This is a genomic window from Streptomyces sp. NPDC093064 (assembly GCF_044754605.1).
GTDB lineage: Bacteria > Actinomycetota > Actinomycetes > Streptomycetales > Streptomycetaceae > Streptomyces.
Genome location: NZ_JBIVPK010000007.1, coordinates 39,201 through 59,904 on the forward strand (window position 1 = coordinate 39,201; position 20,704 = coordinate 59,904).

Here is a 20,704-nt window from a genome sequence, read left to right on the forward strand (position 1 = left end):
CGGCGGCGACCGGTCGTGTTCTACGCCTCCCGTACCTTCAGCGTCCGGGACAGGTCGTCGAGCTGGTCGACGAGCTTGCGGCGGAGCGCCGGGGTGGGGGCGCCGTCGTGCAGGCAGGCCTCGCCCAGCCGCAGGTGGTCGGCGTCGACGGCGTGCACCGGGAACGCCCAGCGCCCGGCGGCCTCGGCGATGGCGGGGCCGCGGCGGTCGGCGAGGGCGACCGCGTCCTGGTAGAAGCGGGGGACGTAGTCCCGTACGAGATCGGCCTGTTCGGGCTGCCAGAAGCCCTGCGCGGTGGCGATGAACAGGTAGTTCGACAGGTCGGTGCGCTCGTCGGTGGCGAACATCGACTCCCAGGCCGCGCGCTTGGCCTCGGCGTCGGGCAGCGCGGCCCGGCAGCGGGCGGCGCCCTCCTGGCCGGTGGCCGACGGGTCGCGGTCGAGTTCCTCGGCGATGGCGGCCTCGTCGACGGCGCCGAGGACGGCGAGGCGGCTCAGGACGCGCCAGCGCAGCTCCGGGTCGAGTTCGGGGCCGCCGGGGACGGTGCCGTCGGCGAGCCAGGCGGCGATGGTGTCCGGATGGGCGGCGACGTCGATGAAGTGGCGCACGGCGGTCAGGCGCAGGCCGGGGTTGTCGCCGTCCTCGGTGCGGCGGATGAGGTCGCGGCACAGGGAGCCGAGGGCGGCGACGGCGGCGGGCCGCTGCCCGGGGTCGACGTACCGGTCGGCGATCTGCCCGGTGGCGAAGGCCAGGACACCCTGGACGAGGGCGAGGTCGGTCTCCTCGGGCAGGTGGGCGGAGGCGGTCGCCAGATAGTCGGCGGGGGCGAGTTCACCGTCGCGGACCATGTCGCGCAGCGTGTTCCACACCACGGCGCGGGTGAGCGCGTCGGGGACGCCGGACAGGCCGCGCAGGGCGGTCTCCAGGGAGGTCTCGTCCAGGCGGATCTTGGCGTAGGTCAGGTCCTGGTCGTTGGGCACGACCAGGGCGGGCCGGGTGCCGGAGCGCGCACGGCCGGTGCCGTCCTGCGGGACGTCGGTCTCGTAGCGCTCCCGGACGACCAGGCTGCTGCCGTCGCCCAGGTCGCGGTCGTAGACGCCGACGGTGACGCGGTGCGGGCGGCTGCCGTCGCGGTCGAGGGCGAGGGTCCACTGGCCGGGCACGGCGTCGACGGATGCGGTGAGCGTGTCCACGCCGGTGGTGCGCAGCCAGGCCTCGGCCCAGGCGTGCACGTCGCGGTCGGTGGCGGAGGCGAGGGAGTCGATGAAGTCGGCGAGGGTGGCGTTGGCGAACCGGTGCCGCTTGAAGTGGGTGTTGATACCGGCCAGGAAGTCCTTCTCGCCGAGCCAGGCGACCAGTTGCCGCAGTGCGGAGGCGCCCTTGGCGTAGGAGATGCCGTCGAAGTTGAGCAGGGCGGAGGCAGTGTCGTCGACGGCGTCCGGGGCGACGGGGTGGGTGGAGGGGCGCTGGTCGGCGTCGTAGCCCCAGGACTTGCGGGCGACGCCGAAGTCGGTCCAGGTGCCGGTGAAGCGGGTGGCCTCGGCGGTGGTCTGGTAGCCCATGTACTCGGCGAAGGACTCGTTCAGCCAGATGTCGTCCCACCACCTGAGGGTGACCAGGTCGCCGAACCACATGTGGGCCATCTCGTGGGCGATGACCATGGCGCGGGTCTGCCGCTCGGTGTCGGTGACGGCGGAGCGGTAGACGAACTCGTCGCGGAAGGTGACCAGGCCCGGGTTCTCCATGGCGCCCGCGTTGAACTCGGGGACGAAGGCCTGGTCGTAGGAGTCGAAGGGGTAGGGCTCGTCGAACTTCTCGTGGTAGCGGTCGAAGCAGGCGCGGGTGACGTCGAGGATCTCGTCGGCGTCCGCGTCGAGGTGGGGCGCCAGCGAGCGGCGGCAGTGGATGCCGAAGGGCAGGCCGCGGTGCTCAGTGCGTACGGAGTGCCAGGGGCCGGCGGCGACGGCGACGAGGTAGGTGGAGATCAGCGGGGTGGGCGCGGCCTTCCAGACGCCGTTGCCGGTGTGCTCGGTGACGCCGTTGGCGAGGACGGTCCAGCCCTCGGGGGCGGTGACGGCGAGTTCGAAGACGGCCTTGAGGTCGGGCTGGTCGAAGGCGGCGAAGACGCGCTGGACGTCGTCCAGGAACAGCTGCGTGTAGACGTAGGCCTCACCGTCGGTGGGGTCGGTGAAGCGGTGCATGCCCTCGCCGGTGCGGGAGTAGCGCATGGCGGCGTCGACGCGCAGCTCGTGCTCACCGGGGGCGAGGTTCTTCAGCGGCAGGCGGTTGCCGTCGAGATCGCGCGGGTCGAGGGGCTGTCCGTCGAGGGTGGCGGAGCGCAGGTGGGCGGGCTTGAGCTCGACGAACGTGTCCGTGCTGTCCCGGCCTGCCCGTACGGTGAACCGGATCACGGTCCGGGAGTCGAAGGTGTCGTCCCCACCGGTCAGGTCGAGGTCGACGGTGTACCGGTGGACGTCGAGGAGCTTGGCACGGGTCTGCGCTTCGTCGCGCGTGAGTACGGACATGGACGCCATGCTGCCTGATGGCCCGGAGCGGGCACGAGGGGGTGTCGCCGAAGGACGCAAGGCGTGCGCGGTCCGCGGGGGCGCGTTCGGCGGCGCGCGGGCGGGCGGGCAGGCAGGGGTCAGGTCGCCGGGGTCTCGCCGTTGCCGGCGTCCTCCGCGATGCGCTCGTGGTGGCGGATCACCTCGGCGATGATGAAGTTCAGGAACTTCTCGGCGAACGCCGGGTCCAGTTTGGCGTCCTCGGCGAGGGCGCGCAGCCGGGCGATCTGCCGGGCCTCGCGGGCCGGGTCGGCGGGCGGCAGCTGGTGGGCGGCCTTGAGGTGGCCGACTTGCTGGGTCGCCTTGAACCGCTCGGCGAGCATGTGGACGACGGCCGCGTCGATGTTGTCGATGCTCTCGCGCAGCCGCGCGAGCTCCTCGTGAACGGCGGGGACGACGTCACCGGTACCGGTGCTGCTGGTGGTCATGGGCTCCAACCCTACGGGGTGGGCGGCGCTCCGATCATGAGCGTCCGACCCGTGGTCAACAGCGGGTGCGGACGGCGGGCGCCAGGTGCCGCGGGGCGCGGACGCCGGGCGGAATCGGGGCTCGCGCGCATAAAGTGGGAGAGAGTTCAGGGCGTCTTTGGGGGTTCGGACGTGGCGAACGGCGGACCGGTGGTGCACGGCTACCCGCATCTGGAGACGGTGCGGGCCGCGATCACCTCCCTGTACAAGCGGCTCTCCTATGGCACCGTGCAGACGTTCGCGACCAGCGTGGCCCCGGCCGACGTGGCCTTCTGCGACACCGACGACCTGCATCTGGGGGCCCAGCGCGTGGCCCGCGAACTGGTCCGCCACTACCGGCTGCCGGACGCCCGAATGATCGTCGGTTTCCGCGAGATGACGCACGCGGCGAACGTCGAGCTGGCGGCGGGCCCCGAGTACTTCGTCGAGCTGAACGACCGCTTCCGCACCCACCGCCGGGACATCGGCGCGGCCCTCGCCCACGAGGTGACCCACGTCTACCTGCACCGCCTGGACCTGTCCTTCCCCAGCACCCGCGACAACGAGATCCTTACGGACACGGTGGCGACGTACCTGGGCGCGGGCTGGCTGCTGCTGGACGCCTTCCGCGAGGACGGCGTGTCGTCGCAGAAGCTCGGCTACCTCACTCCGGAGGAGTTCGGCTACGTGCTGGCCAAGCGGGCGCTGGTGTTCGGCGAGGACCCCTCGACGTGGTTCACCAGCCCCCAGGGGTACGAGGCGTACGTCAAGGGCATGGCCCGGGCCCGCAGTGACGAGCAGCAGCCGCCCCTGACGGCGGCGGGCTGGGCGGGCCGCCGCCGGTACGCCCGCGACCGCCGGCACGCCCAGGACCACGGCCGTGCACCGCTCGTCCAGCCGGAGGCGCCGTACTCCTTCAGCCGCGGCGGCCCGGAGCCCCTGCGGGTGTCCTTCTCCTGCCCCACCTGCCACCAGCGCATCAGGGTCCCGGTCGGAGGCCGTATGCGCGCCCGGTGCGCCCTGTGCCGCACCGTCCTGGAGTGCGACACCTGACCTGATCGCGATTCCGGGATCGCGGGCCCCACCTTTACCATCTGTCACAGCACTTCGCTATTTTGTTCGCCGCCGTCCCCACCGGCTCAGCCATGTCCCCGCGTTGCCCGAGGAGCCGGTCGTGGATGCCGAGTCCGCCGTCACCACTTGCTACCGCCACAACAGGGTGGAGTCCCACGTCCGCTGCGTCCGCTGCGACCGGTACATCTGCCCGGACTGCATGCGAGAGGCCTCCGTCGGCCACCAGTGCCCGGAGTGTGTGAGGGAGGGCGCCCGGTCGGTGCGGCAGGCGCGGACGGCGTTCGGTGGCCGGATCAGCGCGGTGCCGGTCGTGACGTATGTCCTCATCGGGCTCAACATCCTCGCCTATCTGGGCGAGTTGGTGCGCCCGGCGGTCGTGGACAGTCTGGGGATGCTCGGGCGCGGACTGGCGGGGACCGACGGCGGCCACTACCTGTGGGAGTACCCGTACGGCTCCGACATGCACGCGGAGGGGCTGGTCGGCGGCGAGTGGTACCGGCTGCTGACCGGCGCGTTCCTGCATATGCCGGCCACCGAGGGGACGTTCGGCATTCTGCACATCGTGATGAACATGGCGGCGCTGTGGAGCACCGGCCGCGTGGTCGAGGCGCAGTTGGGCCGCGCCCGCTACCTCGCCCTGTACCTGCTGTCGGCGCTCGGCGGGTCGGTCCTGGTCCTGCTGATCGATCCGGACGCCCTGACGGTCGGCGCTTCCGGCGCGATCTTCGGTCTTGGCGCCGCGTACTACGTCATGGCCCGCCGGCTGGGCTACGACATGAACGGCGTCAACCGGTACATGGCGGGCCTGCTGCTGTGGCTGGTGATCTCCGCCGGGCTCACTTCCTGGCAGGGGCACCTCGGTGGCCTGCTGGCGGGCGGCGTGGTGACCCTGGCGTACGCGTACGCGCCGCGCGGCGGCCGTCGCACTCTGGTCCAGGCGGGCGTGTGCGTGGCCCTGCTGGTCCTGCTCATGGCGCTCAGCTGGGCGAAGGTCTCGGAACTGTCGGGAGGGGCGGCCTGATCAGGGCCGTACGGTAATTGTCATGAAACGTCCTGGAATATTGTTTTTGGTGGCCACTCCGGTCGTCGCGTTGGCGGTTCTGCTCGCCTTCGATCCGCGGGACCCGGCCCCGTCCGCGCCGAAGCAGCACACGGCCGCGCACGAGTCCCGTGAGGACGCCAAGGCGCGGGCCGAACGGTCGGAGAAGGCCCAGGACGACGAGGTGGTCGCCGAGGCACCGCCGGGCCTGGCCGCGCCCGCGAAGAAGGAACTGGCCCAGCGGCTCGTGGCGAGCGCCGAGAACTCCACGCTCGACTGGCGCAGCACCTACGGCTATATCGAGGACGTCGACGACGGCGACGGCTACACCGCGGGGATCGTCGGCTACTGCACCGGTACCCACGACCTGCTCACCCTGGTCGAGCGCTACACCAAGGCCCACCCGGACAACGGCCTCGCCCGGTTCCTGCCGGCGCTGCGCGAGGTCGACGGCACGGACTCCCACGAGGGCCTGGACCCGGACTTCACCGCGGCGTGGAAGGCGGAGTCGGAACGTCCGGCCTTCCGCAAGGCCCAGGAGGACGAACGCGACCGCGCCTACTTCAATCCGGCCGTCCGCCTCGCCAAGCTCGACGGCCTCGGCACGCTGGGCCAGTTCATCTACTACGACGCGATGGTCTTCCACGGTCCCGGCGTCGACAAGGACGGCTTCTACGCCCTGCGCGAGCGCGCCCTGAAGGAGGCCGACACCCCGGCCGCGGGCGGCCGGGAGAAGAGCTACCTCGACGTCTTCCTGGACATCCGCCGCGAGGCCATGAAGGCCCGGAAGACGAACCGCGACACCAGCCGCATCGACACCGCCCAGCGACAGTTCCTGTACGACGGGAACATGGACCTGAAGACCCCGCTGGTGTGGAAGGTGTACGGGGAGACGTACAAGGCGTCCTAGTGCCGCGGCAGGCAACGTTTGCCCGTGAAGGAGCGGCGTCCGGTGCGTGCTCTGGGGGTCCCCCTGCTCGAAGAGCTTGGGGGAGCGCCGGCCGGAAGTCCTCGTACTGGACGTACTTGGGCTTTCGGCCGGCGCGGCGAGTGGGGTCCCCCCTGCTCGAAGAGCTCGGGGGAGTGTGCCGGGCGTCGCGACGGGGCGAACGTTGTCTGTCGGGGCGCTGGCGCTTGGGACATGCGGCGGCGCCTGCCCTGTGTCCGGTCGGGGACTGAGCAGGCGCCGCCTGTGTTCCACACGCCTTTGTGTGGGACGTATATGAGCGACCGTCAGGTCACCGTTGTGCCGTCAGACCGTCAGCGAGCGATCCGTCGGGCGGATCGGGGCCGGCAGGTCGCCGGCGCCCATGAGGTGGCGGTCGACGCCGCGGGCGGCCGAGCGGCCCTCGGCGATCGCCCACACGATGAGGGACTGGCCGCGGCCGGCGTCACCGGCGACGAAGACACCGGGCACGTTGGTCTGGAAGTCCGCGTCACGGGCGATGTTACCGCGCTCGTCCAGCTCCAGGCCGAACTGGTCGACCAGGCCGTTCTCCCGGTCGGTGCCGGTGAAGCCCATGGCCAGGGTGACCAGCTGGGCCGGGATCCTGCGCTCGCTGCCCGGCTTGGGGGCCGGCCTGCCGTCCACGAACTCGACCTCGGCCAGGTGCAGCCACTGCACGTTGCCGTCCTCGTCGCCCTCGAAGTGGGTCGTGGAGGCCGAGTAGATCCGCTCGCCGCCCTCCTCGTGGGCCGAGGTGACCTTGTAGAGGATCGGGAAGGTCGGCCAGGGCTGGTCGACCGGGTGCCGCTCGTCGTTCGGGCGGGCCATGATCTCCAACTGGGTGACGGAGGCCGCGCCCTGGCGGTGGGCGGTGCCCACGCAGTCCGCGCCCGTGTCACCGCCGCCGATGACGACGACGTGCTTGCCCTCCGCCGAGATCGGCGCCACCACGTAGTCGCCCTCCTGGACCTTGTTGGCCAGGGGCAGGTACTCCATCGCCTGGTGGACGCCGCCCAGTTCGCGGCCGGGGACGGGAAGGTCGCGGGCGGTGGTGGAGCCGGCGGCGATGACGACCGCGTCGTAGCGCTTCCTCAGGTCGGTGGCCTTCAGGTCGCGGCCGATCTCGACGCCGGTACGGAAGCGGGTGCCCTCCGCGCGCATCTGCTCGATACGGCGGTTGATGTGCCGCTTCTCCATCTTGAACTCGGGGATGCCGTAGCGCAGGAGGCCTCCGACGCGGTCCGCGCGCTCGTAGACGGCGACGGTGTGGCCCGCCCTGGTCAGCTGCTGGGCGGCGGCCAGGCCCGCCGGGCCGGAGCCGATGACCGCGACGGTCTTGCCGGACAGGCGCTCGGGGATCCGCGGGGCGACGTCGCCGCTCTCCCACGCCTTGTCGATGATCGAGACCTCGACGTTCTTGATGGTGACCGGCGGCTGGTTGATGCCGAGCACACAGGCCGACTCGCAGGGCGCCGGGCACAACCGGCCTGTGAACTCGGGGAAGTTGTTCGTCGCGTGCAGCCGCTCGGAGGCGGCGGCCCAGTCCCCGCGGTAGGCGTAGTCGTTCCACTCCGGGATCAGGTTCCCGAGCGGGCAGCCGTTGTGGCAGAACGGGATGCCGCAGTCCATGCAGCGGCCGGCCTGCTTGCTGATGATCGGCAGCAGCGAGCCGGGAACGTAGACCTCGTTCCAGTCCCTCCTGCGCTCCTCGACCGGGCGGGACTCGGCGACCTCGCGGCCGTGGTTCAGAAAGCCCTTCGGGTCAGCCATGGATCGCCGCCTCCATCATCTTCTCGGTGATCTCGGTCTCGGACAGACCGGCCCGCTCGGCGGCGTCCTTGGCGGCGAGCACTGCCTTGTAGGTGCTGGGGATGATCTTGCTGAAGCGCTCCACCGCGGTGTCCCACTCGGCGAGCAGCTTCTCGGCGACGGTCGAGCCCGTCTCCTCCTGGTGCCGGCGCACCACGTCGTGCAGCCACTGCCGGTCGGAGTCGTCCAGCGGCTCGATCGCGTCGGCGTTGCCGGGGTTGACGTTGTCGCGGTCGAGGTCGACGACGTAGGCGATGCCGCCGGACATGCCGGCCGCGAAGTTGCGGCCGGTCTCGCCGAGGACCACCGCGCGCCCGCCGGTCATGTACTCGCAGCCGTGGTCGCCCACGCCCTCGGAGACGACCAGCGCGCCGGAGTTGCGCACGCAGAACCGCTCACCGGTCTTGCCGCGCAGGAACATCTCGCCGCCGGTCGCGCCGTAGGCGAGGGTGTTGCCCGCGATGACGCTGTACTCGGCGAGGTGGTCGGCGGCGCGGTCCGGGCGGACCACGATCCGGCCGCCCGAAAGTCCCTTGCCGACATAGTCGTTGGCGTCGCCCTCCAGGCGCAGCGTGATGCCGCGCGGGACGAAGGCGCCGAAGGACTGGCCGGCCGAGCCGGTGAAGGTGAGGTCGATGGTGTCGTCGGGCAGTCCCGCACCGCCGAACTTCTTCGTCACCTCGTGGCCGAGCATGGTGCCGACCGTGCGGTTGATGTTGCGGATGGCGACCTGGGCGCGCACCGGCTGGGCGTCGGCGGCGCCGGACGCGGCCAGGGAGTCGGCGGCGAGCCTGATCAGCTCGTTGTCGAGCGCCTTCTCCAGGCCGTGGTCCTGGGCGGTCACCTGGTGGCGCACCGCGCCCTCGGGCAGCTCGGGCACGTGGAACAGCGGCTCCAGGTCCAGGCCCTGCGCCTTCCAGTGGTCGACCGCCCGGGCCACGTCGAGGACCTCGGCGTGGCCGACGGCCTCTTCGATGGAGCGGAAGCCCAGTTCGGCGAGCAGTTGCCGGACCTCCTCGGCGATGAACCGGAAGAAGTTCACCACGTACTCGGCCTGGCCGGAGAACCGCTCACGCAGCACCGGGTTCTGGGTGGCGATGCCGACCGGGCAGGTGTCCAGGTGGCACACGCGCATCATGATGCAGCCGGAGACGACCAGCGGCGCGGTCGCGAAGCCGAACTCCTCGGCGCCCAGCAGCGCCGCGATCACCACGTCGCGGCCGGTCTTGAGCTGACCGTCGGTCTGCACGACGATGCGGTCCCGCAGTCCGTTGAGCAGAAGCGTCTGCTGGGTCTCGGCCAGACCCAGCTCCCAGGGGCCGCCCGCGTGCTTCAGCGAGGTCAGCGGGGAGGCACCGGTACCGCCGTCGTGACCGGATATCAGGACCACGTCGGCGTGCGCCTTGGAGACGCCGGCGGCGACCGTGCCGACACCGACCTCGGAGACCAGCTTGACGTGGATCCGCGCCCGCGGGTTCGCGTTCTTCAGGTCGTGGATCAGCTGGGCCAGGTCCTCGATGGAGTAGATGTCGTGGTGCGGCGGCGGGGAGATCAGGCCGACGCCGGGGGTCGAGTGCCGGGTCCTGGCCACCCACGGGTAGACCTTGTGGCCGGGCAGCTGGCCGCCCTCGCCGGGCTTGGCGCCCTGGGCCATCTTGATCTGGATGTCGTCGGAGTTGACGAGGTACTCGCTGGTCACTCCGAAGCGGCCGGAGGCCACCTGCTTGATGGCGGACCGGCGGGCCGGGTCGTACAGGCGGTCCGCGTCCTCGCCGCCCTCACCGGTGTTGGACTTGCCGCCCAGCTGGTTCATGGCGATGGCGAGGGTCTCGTGCGCCTCCTTGGAGATGGAGCCGTACGACATCGCGCCGGTGGAGAAGCGCTTGACGATCTCGGAGACCGACTCGACCTCCTCGACGGGGATCGGCGCGCGGTCGGAAGCGAAGCCGAACAGGCCGCGCAGCGTCATCAGGCGCTCGGACTGCTCGTTCACCCGGTCCGTGTACTTCTTGAAGATGTCGTAGCGGCCGGTGCGCGTGGAGTGCTGGAGGCGGAAGACCGTCTCCGGGTCGAACAGGTGCGGCTCGCCCTCGCGGCGCCACTGGTACTCGCCGCCGATCTCCAGCGCGCGGTGCGCCGGGGCGATCCCGGAGGCCGGGTAGGCCTTGGCGTGGCGGGCGGCGACCTCCTTGGCGACGACGTCGATGCCGACGCCACCGATCTTGGTGGCGGTGCCGTCGAAGTACTTGTCGACGAAGGCCTCGTCCAGGCCGACGGCCTCGAAGACCTGGGCGCCCCGGTAGGAGGCGACGGTGGAGATGCCCATCTTGGACATGACCTTCAGCACGCCCTTGCCGAGGGCGTGGATCAGGTTGCGCAGGGCGTCCTCGGGCTCACCGCCCGGCAGGAAGGTGCCCGCGCGGACCAGGTCCTCGACGGACTCCATCGCCAGGTACGGGTTGACCGCGGCGGCGCCGTAGCCGATCAGCAGGGCGACGTGGTGGACCTCGCGGACGTCGCCGGCCTCCACCAGCAGGCCCACGTGGGTGCGCTGCTTGGTGCGGATCAGATGGTGGTGGACGGCCGCGGTGAGCAGCAGCGACGGGATCGGGGCGTGCTCGGCGTCCGAGTGGCGGTCGGACAGGACGATCAGGCGGGCGCCGTTGCCGATGGCGGCGTCGGCCTCGGCGCAGATCTCCTCGATGCGGGCGGCGAGCGCCTCACCGCCGCCGGAGACCCGGTACAGGCCGGAGAGGGTCGCGGCCTTGAAGCCGGGCATGTCACCGTCGGCGTTGACGTGGATGAGCTTGGCCAGCTCGTCGTTGTCGATCACCGGGAAGGGCAGGACAACGCTGCGGCAGGAGGCCGCGGTCGGCTCGAGCAGGTTGCCCTGCGGGCCGAGCGAGCTGCGCAGGGAGGTGACCAGCTCCTCGCGGATCGCGTCCAGCGGCGGGTTGGTGACCTGCGCGAACAGCTGGGTGAAGTAGTCGAAGAGCAGCCGCGGGCGCTCGGAGAGGGCCGCGATCGGCGAGTCGGTGCCCATGGAGCCGATCGGCTCGGCGCCGGTCTTGGCCATCGGCGCGAGCAGGACGCGCAGCTCCTCCTCGGTGTAGCCGAAGGTCTGCTGGCGGCGGGTGACCGAGGCGTGGGTGTGCACGATGTGCTCGCGCTCGGGCAGGTCGCCCAGCTCGATCTCGCCGGCCTGGACCCACTCGGCGTAGGGCTCCTCGGCGGCGAGGGACGCCTTGATCTCGTCGTCCTCGATGATGCGGTGCTCGGCGGTGTCGACGAGGAACATGCGGCCGGGCTGGAGCCGGCCCTTGCGGACGACCCTTGCCGGGTCGACGTCGAGCACGCCGACCTCGGAGCCGAGGACGACGAGGCCGTCGTCGGTGACCCAGTAGCGGCCGGGGCGCAGACCGTTGCGGTCGAGCACGGCACCGACCTGGGTGCCGTCGGTGAAGGTGACGCAGGCCGGGCCGTCCCAGGGCTCCATCATCGTGGAGTGGTACTCGTAGAAGGCGCGCCGGGCCGGGTCCATGGCGTCGTGGTTCTCCCACGCCTCCGGGATCATCATCAGCACGGAGTGCGGCAGCGAGCGGCCGCCGAGGTGGAGCAGCTCCAGGACCTCGTCGAAGGAGGCGGAGTCGGAGGCGCCCGGCGTACACACCGGGAAGGTCCGCTCCAGCGTCTCCTGGGGACCGAACAGGCCGGAGGCCAGCCGGGACTCACGGGCGCGCATCCAGTTGCGGTTGCCCTGGACGGTGTTGATCTCGCCGTTGTGCGCGACGAAGCGGTACGGGTGCGCGAGCGGCCAGCTCGGGAAGGTGTTCGTGGAGAAGCGGGAGTGGACGAGCGCGATGGCCGAGGCGAAGCGGCGGTCGGACAGGTCCGGGAAGAAGGGCTCGAGCTGGCCGGTGGTGAGCATGCCCTTGTAGACGAGGGTGCGGGCCGACAGCGACGGGAAGTAGACGCCGGCCTCGCGCTCGGCGCGCTTGCGCAGCACGAACGCCTTGCGGTCCAGGGCGATGCCCTCGCTCACCCGGTCGGTGACGAACAGCTGGCGGACGACGGGCATGGTGGAGCGGGCGGTGGCGCCGAGCAGCTCGGGGGCGACCGGGACCTCGCGCCAGCCGAGGACGGTCAGGCCCTCGTCGCCCGCTATCTCCTCGATGCGCGAGACGGTGTCCTCGGTGCCGTCCTCGGGCAGGAAGGCGATGCCGACGGCGTAGGCACCGGCCGCGGGCAGTTCGAATCCGGCCACCTCGCGCAGGAACGCGTCGGGCACCTGGGAGAGCAGACCGGCACCGTCGCCGGAGTCGGGCTCGGAGCCGGTCGCGCCGCGGTGTTCCAGGTTGCGCAGAACCGTGAGCGCCTGTTCGACCAGCGCATGGCTCGCCTCGCCGGTGAGGGTGGCCACGAAGCCGACGCCGCAGGCGTCGTGCTCGTTGCGGGGGTCGTACATACCCTGCGCGGCAGGGCGGGCATCCATGAACGACCAGTTCTGGTCGTTCGCGGGATGCTGGGACGGCTGGCGCGGCATACGCATCGGCTCTCCCGTCGTCGTCATGTGGCAAGTGCGAGTGCCGAGGGACGACGTTGGCCCTCTGCCGGAAATGCGAAATTTCGTGCAGATTACATGATGGGCGGTTTCTCGGGAATCGGAAACTCTGTTCCAGCATGCGGGCACCGTGGGTCGACAGGGGTACCGCGACCGGCGGTGAAAGCTGTGGGGCGGGCGGCGGACGAGATCGGTCGGATCGGTGTCCGTCGGCCCGGGGGAACAGGGAGGACGGAGTCGCCCGACCCTGCGCATGCGCGACAGGCCTCATTGCCTGCGAGTGCTTACGGCTCATGCCCCGTGGTCACACGGCCGAAACCAACGGGTAAACGAGCAACGGCTTGCTTATGCGACCATCCGCATAAGTTCCAGCGCCTTATCCTACGGCGGTTCCGAACAGGGTACCCAGGACGTAGGTCACACCGGCGGCGGCACCACCCAGGGCGAGCTGCCGCACACCGCTGTACCACCAGGTGCGCGCCGTCACCTTGGCCACCACCGCACCACAGGCGAACAGCCCCAGGAGGGCGAGCAGCACGGCCGGCCACAACGCGTTGGCGCCCAGCAGATACGGCAGCAGCGGCAGAAGCGCGCCGAGCGCGAACGAGCCGAACGACGACACCGCGGCGACCAGCGGGGAGGGCAGGTCGCCGGGGTCGACGCCCAGCTCCTCGCGGGCGTGTATCTCCAGGGCCTGCTCCGGGTCCTTCGACAGCTGCCGGGCCACCTCCTGGGCGAGCCCGGGTTCCACGCCGCGCGAGACGTAGAGCGCGGCGAGCTCCCGCTCCTCGTCCTCCGGGTGCTTGCGCAGCTCGCGGCGCTCGACGTCCAGCTCGGCCTCGACCAGCTCGCGCTGCGAGGCGACGGAGGTGTACTCGCCGGCCGCCATGGAGAAGGCACCCGCGGCCAGGCCCGCGAGGCCGGTGAGGACAATGGTCTGCTGGCCCACCGCGCCGCCCGCCACACCGGTCATCAGGGCGAGGTTGGAGACCAGGCCGTCCATCGCGCCGAAGACCGCGGGACGCAGCCAGCCACCGTTCACGTCGCGGTGCGTGTGGTTGTCGCGGTGCGCCTCGTGGAGCGTCGCTTCGGTGTCGATGATGGCCATGACGAGGTCCCCCTGAGAGCCGGGCGAGAACTTAGGTAAGGCTGACTTTTGGACGAGTTCTATTTTTTGACAACACCGAATCTACGTGGGAAATTTCACCGCCGCCAGCAAGGGAAGGCTGGGCTAACCTGCGCTTTTGCGCCGTGCCGCTCATCCGTGACGCAGTGCGCACAGATGTCGTACGGGTGATGGTGAGGTTCCCGAGGCTGCACCGGGCCCCGCGCCGGGGACAGTTCCGCTGAGGGCTCCCCGCCCTGCGGGTCGCCCCGAGAGGAGAGCCCGCCATGGGATCGACCATCCGCGCCCCGCAGACCCCGGCGCCGGCCGCCTCGCGCGAACGGGCACGCGGCGCGCTGCTCGGCCTCGCCGTCGGAGACGCGCTCGGGGCGCCCGCGGAGAATCTGAAGCCGTCCGAGATCCGCGCCCGCTGGGGACGGATCACCGGCTACGTCACCGACCGGCCGGCCGGCACGGACGACACCGAGTACGCCATCTTCTCCGGGCTGCTGCTGGCCCGGCACGGCCATGCGCTCACCCCCGCCCTGGTGGAGGCGGCCTGGCACGAGTTCATCGCCGACCGCGCCGAGGGCCCCTTCCGCGGGGCCGGGTTCAGCGAGCGGGGCACGCTGGAGAACCTGCGCCGGGGGCTGGCCGCCCCCATCTCCGCCCAGCACCGGCACGCCTGGAGCGACGGGCTCGCCATGCGGGCGGCGCCGTTCGGGGTGTTCGCCGCCGGGCGACCCGCCGAGGCGGCCCGGCTGGTGGCGATCGACGGCTCGGTCAGCCACGAGGGCGAGGGCATTCACGGCGGCCGGGCGGTGGCCGCCGGGGTCGCGGCGGCGATGGCGGGCGCGCCGCCGGTCGCGGTCGTGGCCGCCGCCCACGCCGCCGTCCCGGACGACTCCTGGACGGCCCGCTCACTGCGCCGGGCCACGGCCGCCGCCCACCGCGGCGAACGCGCGGTCCGCTCCGCGGTGGTCATCGGCGGCTATCCCTGGACCGACCTGGCCCCCGAAGCGGTCGCCCTGGCCTTCGGCGCGTACGCCGCCGCCGACGGCGACTTCCGTGAGGCGGTCCTCACCGCCGTCAACATGGGCCGCGACGCCGACACCACGGCGGCAGTCGCGGGCGCGCTGGCCGGCGCGACGCAGGGCCTCTCGGCCATCCCGGACGAGTGGGCGACGGCCATCGGCCCCGCCCGGGGCAGCTGCCTGCCGTCGATGGCGGGCCGGCACGTACTGGACGTGGCGGACCTGCTGGTGAGCGCCTCCGCCGGACTCCCCCGGCACGAAGCCCCCGTACGACCTGAGGCACTCCCCGCTTTGGACCGGTCGGCGTACGCGCTCACCGCCGGCGAAGACGAGGCGCGGCCGTGACGCGGCGGGTCGAAGGGCTGTTGTTGGGGCTGGCCGCCGGGGACGCCGCCGGGTGGCCCGCCGCGCGGCATCGGGCCGCTCGGATGCCGGAGTGGACCCGGCGGCTCACCCGGGAGCTGGACACGTTCGCCGAGCTGAACGCGACGACGACGCTGCCCGTGCCCATCGCGCTCAACCAGCCTCCGGAGCCGCTGCGCCTCGGCCCCTCCGACGACGCCGAGTGGGCGGTGTTCGCCGCGGAGGCCCTGCTGCGGGCCGGGGACGACCGGGCGCTCGGCGACCTCGGCCGGGAGCGGCGTATCCGGGCCGCGATCGACCTGACCTGGAACGCCGTGGCCGGCGAGGTCGCGGCGGCAGCCGAACGCGCCCCCGAGGTCGAGTCGGCGGTACTGCCGCTGCGCGCCCGCATCTCCGTCCGGGCCGGGCTCGGCAACCTGGCGACCGGGCTGCGCCCGCCCGCCAGCGGGCACGACAACCCGCACTACTTCGACGACGCCGCCTGCGTACGGGCCTGTGTGCTGGCCACGGCCCACCCGGGCGACCCCCGGTGCGCCGCCGAACTGGCCGAGTTCGACGCCCGGTACACCCAGGACGGCGACGGCGTCCACGGAGCCCGCGCGATGGCGGCGGCACTCGCCGAGGCGCTGGCGGGCGCGGAGGTCGGGGCGTGCGTCACGGCGGCGCTGGCCGAGCTGCCCGAGCAAACGGAGATCGGCCGCAACGCCCGGCACGCGCTGCGCCTGGCCCGGGACACCGAGGGCGCGTTCGCGCTCGTCCCGCTGCTGGAGCACCGGATCGTCGACCACGTCTACAGCTACGGCATCGCCGCCGCCGAGACGGTTCCGGTCGCCCTCGCCCTGGCCACGGCGGCGGACGGCCGGATCGCCGAGGCGCTGCCGGCGGCGGCCTGCCTGTCCCGGGTCGCCGACTCCGCCCCGGCCCTGGCGGGCGCGCTGACCGGCGCGCTGGGCGGCGGCGAGGCGATCCCGGCGTCCTGGCGGGAGGCCTGCCGCACCCTGTCCGGCTGCGTGCTGCCCCGTCTCACCGGCACCGACCTCGTGGAACTCGCCGAACTCCTGGAAGCCGCACAACCGGCCCCTCCAGGAGGATGATTCCGGGCATGACGCCCAAAGGAGAACAGAGCCGAGGCGTGGTCCGGGACGCGGACCTGGAGGAGCGGATCGCCGGCGCGCTCGTGGGAGCGGCCGTCGGCGACGCGCTCGGCGGCCCCGTCGAGGGCTACTCCCCCGACCAGATCCTCGAGCGCCACGGCGGCCGCGTGCACGGCGTCGTCGGACCCTGGCACGGCGAACGGTGGCGCACCGCCCGCCCCATCGCCCCGTACCACAAGGGCGACGGCCACATCACCGACGACACCTTGATGACGCACGCCCTGGTGCGGGTGTATGCACGCGTCCGCGACCACCTCGACGCCTACGCGATCGCCGACCACCTGGTGCCCGACCTGATGACGAACCCGCGCTGGATCCCGGAACTCCAGGCGGAGGCGCTGCCGCTGCACCGGGTCTTCCTGGCGGAGAAGTGGCTCGTGGCACGGCTGCACTACGGCCACGTCGACCCGCGCGAGGCCGGCACCGGAAACATCGTCAACTGCGGTGCCGCGATGTACATGGCGCCGGTGGGCCTGGTCAACGCGGCCAATCCGGCGGGCGCTTACGCCGAGGCGCTCGACATCGCGGGCGCCCACCAGTCGTCCTACGGCAGGGAGGCGGCGGGCGTCCTGGCGGCCGGGGTCGCGGCGGCGTGCGCGCCGGGGGCGAGCCCGGACTCGGTGGTGACGGCGTGCCTGTCGCTGGCGAAGGACGGCACCCGCGCCGCGATCGAGCGGGTCTGCGAAGTGGCCCGCGGCCGCACGGACTTCGAGTCGGCTCTGGGCCCGCTGCGGGAGGCGGTGGCGTCCTACGACACAGTCGGGCCGGACTACCGGAACCCGTCCCTGGGCGCCCGCCGCCCCTCCCGACTGCACGCGATCGAGGAACTGCCCGTCGCGCTGGGCATGTTGACGGTGGCGCGCGGCGACTTCCGCCAGGCCGTCCTCGGCGCGGTGAACTACGGCCGCGACTGCGACTCCATCGCGACGATGGCCGGGGCGCTGGCGGGCGCGCTGGGCTCGCCCGTCCCTCAGGACTGGGCGAAGACGGTGTCCGAGGCCAGCCGCCTGGACCTGTGGGAACCGGCGCGCACGCTGGCCGGGGTGAGCCGGGAGATCTTCGCGAAGGACGTACGGCGGCGGCGCGCCCACGAGCGGGCGTTCGCCGGAATGGGAGGCCCGGAATGCTCCGACTGACCTGGGTCCAGCCGGAGGACCTGCTCGGCCACGAGTTGCGCCAGGCGGTGCAGGACGGCCGCGAACCGTCGGCGATCGCCGCCCGCTGGCGCGCGGCGGGCGGACCCGAGGCCCCGGCCCGCGCGGGCGCGTCCCCAGGGCGCGCCTCCCGCTACCTGCGCCTCCTGGCGGAGGACCTCCTGGACGAACTGGCCGAACTCCCCAGCCGGCTGGGGGACGCGGAACCGACGGACCTGGCCGCGATCAAGGCCCTGTGCCCGGCCTGGCCCGAGCAGCCGGGCACCCCCGCGCCCTCGGGGACCGCCGAGTCCCTGGAGGCCGCCTGGCTCGGCCGGGCCGCCGGCTGCCTGCTGGGCAAACCCGTGGAGAAGCTGCCCCTCACCGGCATCCGCCAACTCGCCCGGGCCACCGGCAACTGGCCCCTGAGCACCTGGTTCACGGGCAAGGGCGTACCCGAGGACCTGGCCGCCGCGTACCCCTGGAACCGCCGCTCGGCGGCCAACTCCCTGGCCGAGAACATCGACGGCATGCCCGAGGACGACGACCTCAACTACCCCCTGCTCAACCTCCTCCTGCTGCAACGCCACGGGAAGCGGTTCACGACCACCGACACCGCCCGCCTCTGGCTGGACGAACTCCCCGCAGGCCGCACCTTCACCGCCGAACGCGTCGCCTACCGCAACCTGCTGCTCGGCATCGACCCCCCGCACACCGCGCGGCACCGCAACCCCTTCCGCGAGTGGATCGGCGCCCTGATCCGCGCCGACATGCACGGCTGGACCAACCCCGGCGACCCGGCGGCCGCGGCCGCGCAGGCCCACCGCGACGCCACCCTCACCCACGCCGCGAACGGCGTCTACGCCGCGATGTTCGCCGCCGCCGCCATCGCCACTGCGGCGACCGGAACCCACGACGTCCACACCTGCCTGGCCTCCGGCCTGACCGTCGTGCCACCCGGCTCCCGGCTCGCCCGCGCCGTGCGCCACGCCATCCAACTGGCGGAAACCCACGAGGACTTCGAGGCGGCCGTGGACGAACTGCACGCCACCCACGCCGACTGCCACTGGGTGCACGCCGTCCCCAACACCGCGCTGATCGCCGCCGCCCTGACCCACGCCGACGGCGACTTCACCGGCTCCGTCTGCCGCGCCGTCTCCGGCGGCTGGGACACCGACTCGAACGGTGCCACGGCCGGCGGTGTCGCGGCCCTCCTCGCCGGTTCCCCGAACGCGCTGCCCGACCGCTGGACGGCGCCGCTCAAGAACCGGCTGGCCACATCGGTGGGCGACTTCGCCGGCACCGGCTTCGACACCCTGGCCCACCTCACGCACCTGGAGGCGTCCCGCCCCATGAGCGACATCGACCGGCTCACCTCATGACCGCGCCCCACGACGCCGCGCCCGACGCCACCGGGCCGCTCGCCGGTCTGCGCGTGCTCGACCTCGCCACCCTCTTCGCCGGACCCATCGCCGCCACCATGCTCGGTGACTTCGGCGCCGAGGTGATCAAGGTGGAGCACCCGGTCAAGCCCGACCCGTCCCGGGGCCACGGGCCCTCGAAGGACGGGGTCGGCCTGTGGTGGAAACTGCTCGGCCGCAACAAGCACACCATCACGCTTGACCTGTCGAAACCCGGTGGCCGCCGCACCCTGCTGCGGCTGGCCGCCACCGCCGACGTGATCGTGGAGAACTTCCGGCCCGGCACCCTGGAGAAGTGGGAGCTCGGCTGGCCGGAGCTATCGGCGGCCAATCCGCGCCTGGTGCTGGCCCGGGTCACCGGGTTCGGGCAGTTCGGCCCGCACGCCTCCCGGGCCGGGTTCGGCACCCTGGCGGAGGCGCTGAGCGGGTTCGCCGCGATCACCGGCGAGCCGGACGCGCCGCCGACGCTCCCGCCGTTCGGGCTCGCCGACTCGATCGCGGGCCTGGCCACGGCGTACGCGGTGATGACCGCGCTCGCGGCGCGGGAGCGCACCGGGGCCGGCCAGATCGTGGACATGGCGATCATCGAGCCGATCCTGACCGTCCTCGGCCCGCAGCCCCTGTGGTACGACCAGCTCGGCTACGTCCAGCCCCGCACCGGCAACCGCACCCGGAACAACGCCCCGCGCAACACCTACCGCACCAGTGACGGCACCTGGGTGGCGGTCTCCACCTCGGCGCAGTCGGTCGCGGAACGCGTGCTGCGGCTGGTGGGCCGCCCGGAGCTGATCGACGAGCCCTGGTTCGCGACCGGCGCGGAGCGGGCCGCGCACGCCGACGTGCTCGACGAGGCGGTGGGCGGCTGGATCGCCCGGCACACCCGCACCGAGGTCCTGGCCGCCTTCGAGAAGGCCCAGGCGGCGATCGCGCCGGTCCAGGACGTACGGGACGTGATGGCCGACCCGCAGTATCGGGCCCTCGGCACCCTGACCACGCTGCACGACCCGGAGCTCGGCCGGATGCGCATGCAGAACGTCCTCTTCCGGCTCTCCGCCACCCCGGGCGCGATCCGCTGGGCGGGCCGCCCGCACGGCGCCGACACGGACGCGGTCCTGACCGAACTCGGCCTCACCCCGGAGGAACTGGCCGCGCTGCGTGCGGAGGGCGCCCTGTGACGGCGACCGCCTTCTGCCCGCTCACGTGGCTGTACGCCCCCGGTGACCGCCCGCACGTCGTGGCCAAGGCCCTGGCCTCCGGCGCGGACGTGGTGGTGGTCGACCTGGAGGACGCGGTCGCTCCGGACCGCAAGGAGTACGCCCGCGCGGCCACCGCCGAGCTGCTGACCGAACCGCCGCCGGTCCCGGTGCACGTGCGAATCAACGCGGTCGACGGTCCGCTGGCCGCCGCGGACCTGGCGGCGGTGGCGCCCCGGCCGGGTCTGGCCGGGCTGCGGCTGCCGAAGGTGACGTGCGCCGGGCAGATCGCCCGGGTCGCGGCGCGGACGGAGACCGTACAGGGCCCGCCGCCGGCAGACGGTTCGGGGCCCCCGCTGTACGCCCTCCTGGAGACCGCGCTGGCCATCGAGCGCGCCTACGCCATCGCGTCCGCGCACCCCTCGCTGCGCGGTGTCTCGATCGGCGAGGCCGACCTCCGCGCCGACCTGGGCGTACAGCAGGACTCCGGCCTGGACTGGTGCCGCGCCCGCGTCGTCGTGGCCGCCCGCGCGGCCGGCCTCGCCCCGCCGCCCCAGTCCGTCCACCCCGACATCCGGGACCTGGAGGGCCTGGCGGCCTCCTGCGCGCACGGCCGCGCCCTCGGCTTCCTCGGCCGCGCGGCCATCCACCCGCGCCAGCTCCCGATCATCGAGCGCGCCTACCTGCCGACCGACCGGGAACTGGAGGAGGCCGAGACGGTCATCAAGGCGGCCACCGCGGACCGGGGCGCGCAGGCTCTCCCTGACGGCCGCTTCATCGACGCGGCGGTGGTGGCGGCGGCCCGGCGCACCCTCACACTGGCCCGGCGGTGCTGACACGACGAGGGCGCCCCCACGATCCG

Annotated in this window: 14 protein-coding genes; 9 read left to right on the plus strand and 5 right to left on the minus strand. The window is 72.6% G+C overall.

From position 1 onward, the window contains the following. Window positions 1–20: 20 nt before the first annotated feature. The gene (pepN, locus tag ACIQFZ_RS11085) at window positions 21–2,534 is read right to left on the minus strand and encodes an aminopeptidase N (RefSeq protein ID WP_365420539.1); all 2,514 of its coding nucleotides are present in this window, start codon (window positions 2,532–2,534) and stop codon (window positions 21–23) included. A 110-nt stretch (window positions 2,535–2,644) separates the two neighbouring features. Further along, entirely contained in the window at window positions 2,645–2,992 is a 348-nt protein-coding gene (locus tag ACIQFZ_RS11090) for a chorismate mutase (RefSeq protein WP_402691097.1), read from the minus strand. A 171-nt stretch (window positions 2,993–3,163) separates the two neighbouring features. On the opposite strand from ACIQFZ_RS11090, the gene ACIQFZ_RS11095 reads away from it, so the two are divergent. From ACIQFZ_RS11095 to ACIQFZ_RS11105, 3 genes are all read left to right on the plus strand, one after another. Then, window positions 3,164–4,063: a hypothetical protein gene (locus ACIQFZ_RS11095; protein ID WP_365420535.1), complete on the plus strand. Its 900-nt coding sequence runs from the start codon at window positions 3,164–3,166 to the stop codon at window positions 4,061–4,063. Window positions 4,064–4,184: 121 nt separating this feature from the next. After that, window positions 4,185–5,105 (plus strand): rhomboid family intramembrane serine protease, encoded by a 921-nt coding sequence (locus ACIQFZ_RS11100; protein ID WP_365420533.1) that lies wholly within the window; start codon window positions 4,185–4,187, stop codon window positions 5,103–5,105. Window positions 5,106–5,127: 22 nt separating this feature from the next. Further along, the gene (locus tag ACIQFZ_RS11105; protein WP_402691098.1) at window positions 5,128–6,033 is read left to right on the plus strand and encodes a chitosanase; all 906 of its coding nucleotides are present in this window, start codon (window positions 5,128–5,130) and stop codon (window positions 6,031–6,033) included. A gap of 342 nt (window positions 6,034–6,375) precedes the next feature. Here ACIQFZ_RS11105 and ACIQFZ_RS11110 read toward each other — a convergent pair whose 3' ends face one another. The 3 genes from ACIQFZ_RS11110 to ACIQFZ_RS11120 form a co-directional block, all read right to left on the minus strand. Next, window positions 6,376–7,839, minus strand: coding sequence for a glutamate synthase subunit beta (locus tag ACIQFZ_RS11110; protein ID WP_402691099.1), 1,464 nt, complete (start codon window positions 7,837–7,839; stop codon window positions 6,376–6,378). After that, complete coding sequence (gene gltB / locus ACIQFZ_RS11115; RefSeq protein ID WP_402691159.1) at window positions 7,832–12,343, minus strand: glutamate synthase large subunit; 4,512 nt, start codon at window positions 12,341–12,343, stop codon at window positions 7,832–7,834. Before gltB ends, ACIQFZ_RS11110 begins: the two co-directional genes overlap by 8 nt. 472 nt (window positions 12,344–12,815) lie before the next feature. Further along, window positions 12,816–13,547, minus strand: a complete 732-nt coding sequence (locus ACIQFZ_RS11120) for a VIT1/CCC1 transporter family protein (RefSeq protein WP_365422033.1) — start codon at window positions 13,545–13,547, stop codon at window positions 12,816–12,818. Window positions 13,548–13,831: 284 nt separating this feature from the next. On the opposite strand from ACIQFZ_RS11120, the gene ACIQFZ_RS11125 reads away from it, so the two are divergent. From ACIQFZ_RS11125 to ACIQFZ_RS11150, 6 genes are read left to right on the plus strand one after another with little or no spacing between them, the layout of a single operon-like run. Continuing rightward, window positions 13,832–14,923 carry an ADP-ribosylglycohydrolase family protein gene (locus ACIQFZ_RS11125; RefSeq protein ID WP_383056022.1) on the plus strand — a complete coding sequence of 364 codons (1,092 nt, stop codon included), beginning with the start codon at window positions 13,832–13,834 and terminating at the stop codon, window positions 14,921–14,923. Beyond that, entirely contained in the window at window positions 14,920–16,035 is a 1,116-nt protein-coding gene (locus ACIQFZ_RS11130; protein WP_365775141.1) for an ADP-ribosylglycohydrolase family protein, read from the plus strand. Before ACIQFZ_RS11125 ends, ACIQFZ_RS11130 begins: the two co-directional genes overlap by 4 nt. Before the next feature lie 8 nt (window positions 16,036–16,043). Then, entirely contained in the window at window positions 16,044–17,231 is a 1,188-nt protein-coding gene (locus ACIQFZ_RS11135) for an ADP-ribosylglycohydrolase family protein (RefSeq protein WP_365775143.1), read from the plus strand. Then, complete coding sequence (locus ACIQFZ_RS11140) at window positions 17,219–18,610, plus strand: ADP-ribosylglycohydrolase family protein (protein WP_402691100.1); 1,392 nt, start codon at window positions 17,219–17,221, stop codon at window positions 18,608–18,610. The genes ACIQFZ_RS11135 and ACIQFZ_RS11140 overlap by 13 nt, the downstream gene beginning before the upstream one ends. Beyond that, window positions 18,607–19,824 (plus strand): CaiB/BaiF CoA transferase family protein, encoded by a 1,218-nt coding sequence (locus tag ACIQFZ_RS11145; RefSeq protein ID WP_402691101.1) that lies wholly within the window; start codon window positions 18,607–18,609, stop codon window positions 19,822–19,824. The genes ACIQFZ_RS11140 and ACIQFZ_RS11145 overlap by 4 nt, the downstream gene beginning before the upstream one ends. After that, the gene (locus ACIQFZ_RS11150) at window positions 19,821–20,678 is read left to right on the plus strand and encodes an HpcH/HpaI aldolase/citrate lyase family protein (RefSeq protein ID WP_402691102.1); all 858 of its coding nucleotides are present in this window, start codon (window positions 19,821–19,823) and stop codon (window positions 20,676–20,678) included. The genes ACIQFZ_RS11145 and ACIQFZ_RS11150 overlap by 4 nt, the downstream gene beginning before the upstream one ends. Window positions 20,679–20,704: the final 26 nt, after the last annotated feature.

Excerpts from the sequence above, each read along its gene's own strand:
- ACIQFZ_RS11120 (WP_365422033.1), bottom strand. The coding sequence starts at position 13,547 with ATGGCCATCATCGACACCGAAGCGACGCTCCACGAGGCGCACCGCGAC.
- ACIQFZ_RS11140 (WP_402691100.1), top strand. The coding sequence starts at position 17,219 with ATGCTCCGACTGACCTGGGTCCAGCCGGAGGACCTGCTCGGCCACGAG.
- ACIQFZ_RS11125 (WP_383056022.1), top strand. The coding sequence starts at position 13,832 with ATGGGATCGACCATCCGCGCCCCGCAGACCCCGGCGCCGGCCGCCTCG.
- ACIQFZ_RS11135 (WP_365775143.1), top strand. The coding sequence starts at position 16,044 with ATGACGCCCAAAGGAGAACAGAGCCGAGGCGTGGTCCGGGACGCGGAC.
- ACIQFZ_RS11145 (WP_402691101.1), top strand. The coding sequence starts at position 18,607 with ATGACCGCGCCCCACGACGCCGCGCCCGACGCCACCGGGCCGCTCGCC.
- ACIQFZ_RS11110 (WP_402691099.1), bottom strand. The coding sequence starts at position 7,839 with ATGGCTGACCCGAAGGGCTTTCTGAACCACGGCCGCGAGGTCGCCGAG.
- pepN (WP_365420539.1), bottom strand. The coding sequence starts at position 2,534 with ATGGCGTCCATGTCCGTACTCACGCGCGACGAAGCGCAGACCCGTGCC.
- ACIQFZ_RS11090 (WP_402691097.1), bottom strand. The coding sequence starts at position 2,992 with ATGACCACCAGCAGCACCGGTACCGGTGACGTCGTCCCCGCCGTTCAC.
- gltB (WP_402691159.1), bottom strand. The coding sequence starts at position 12,343 with ATGTACGACCCCCGCAACGAGCACGACGCCTGCGGCGTCGGCTTCGTG.
- ACIQFZ_RS11105 (WP_402691098.1), top strand. The coding sequence starts at position 5,128 with ATGAAACGTCCTGGAATATTGTTTTTGGTGGCCACTCCGGTCGTCGCG.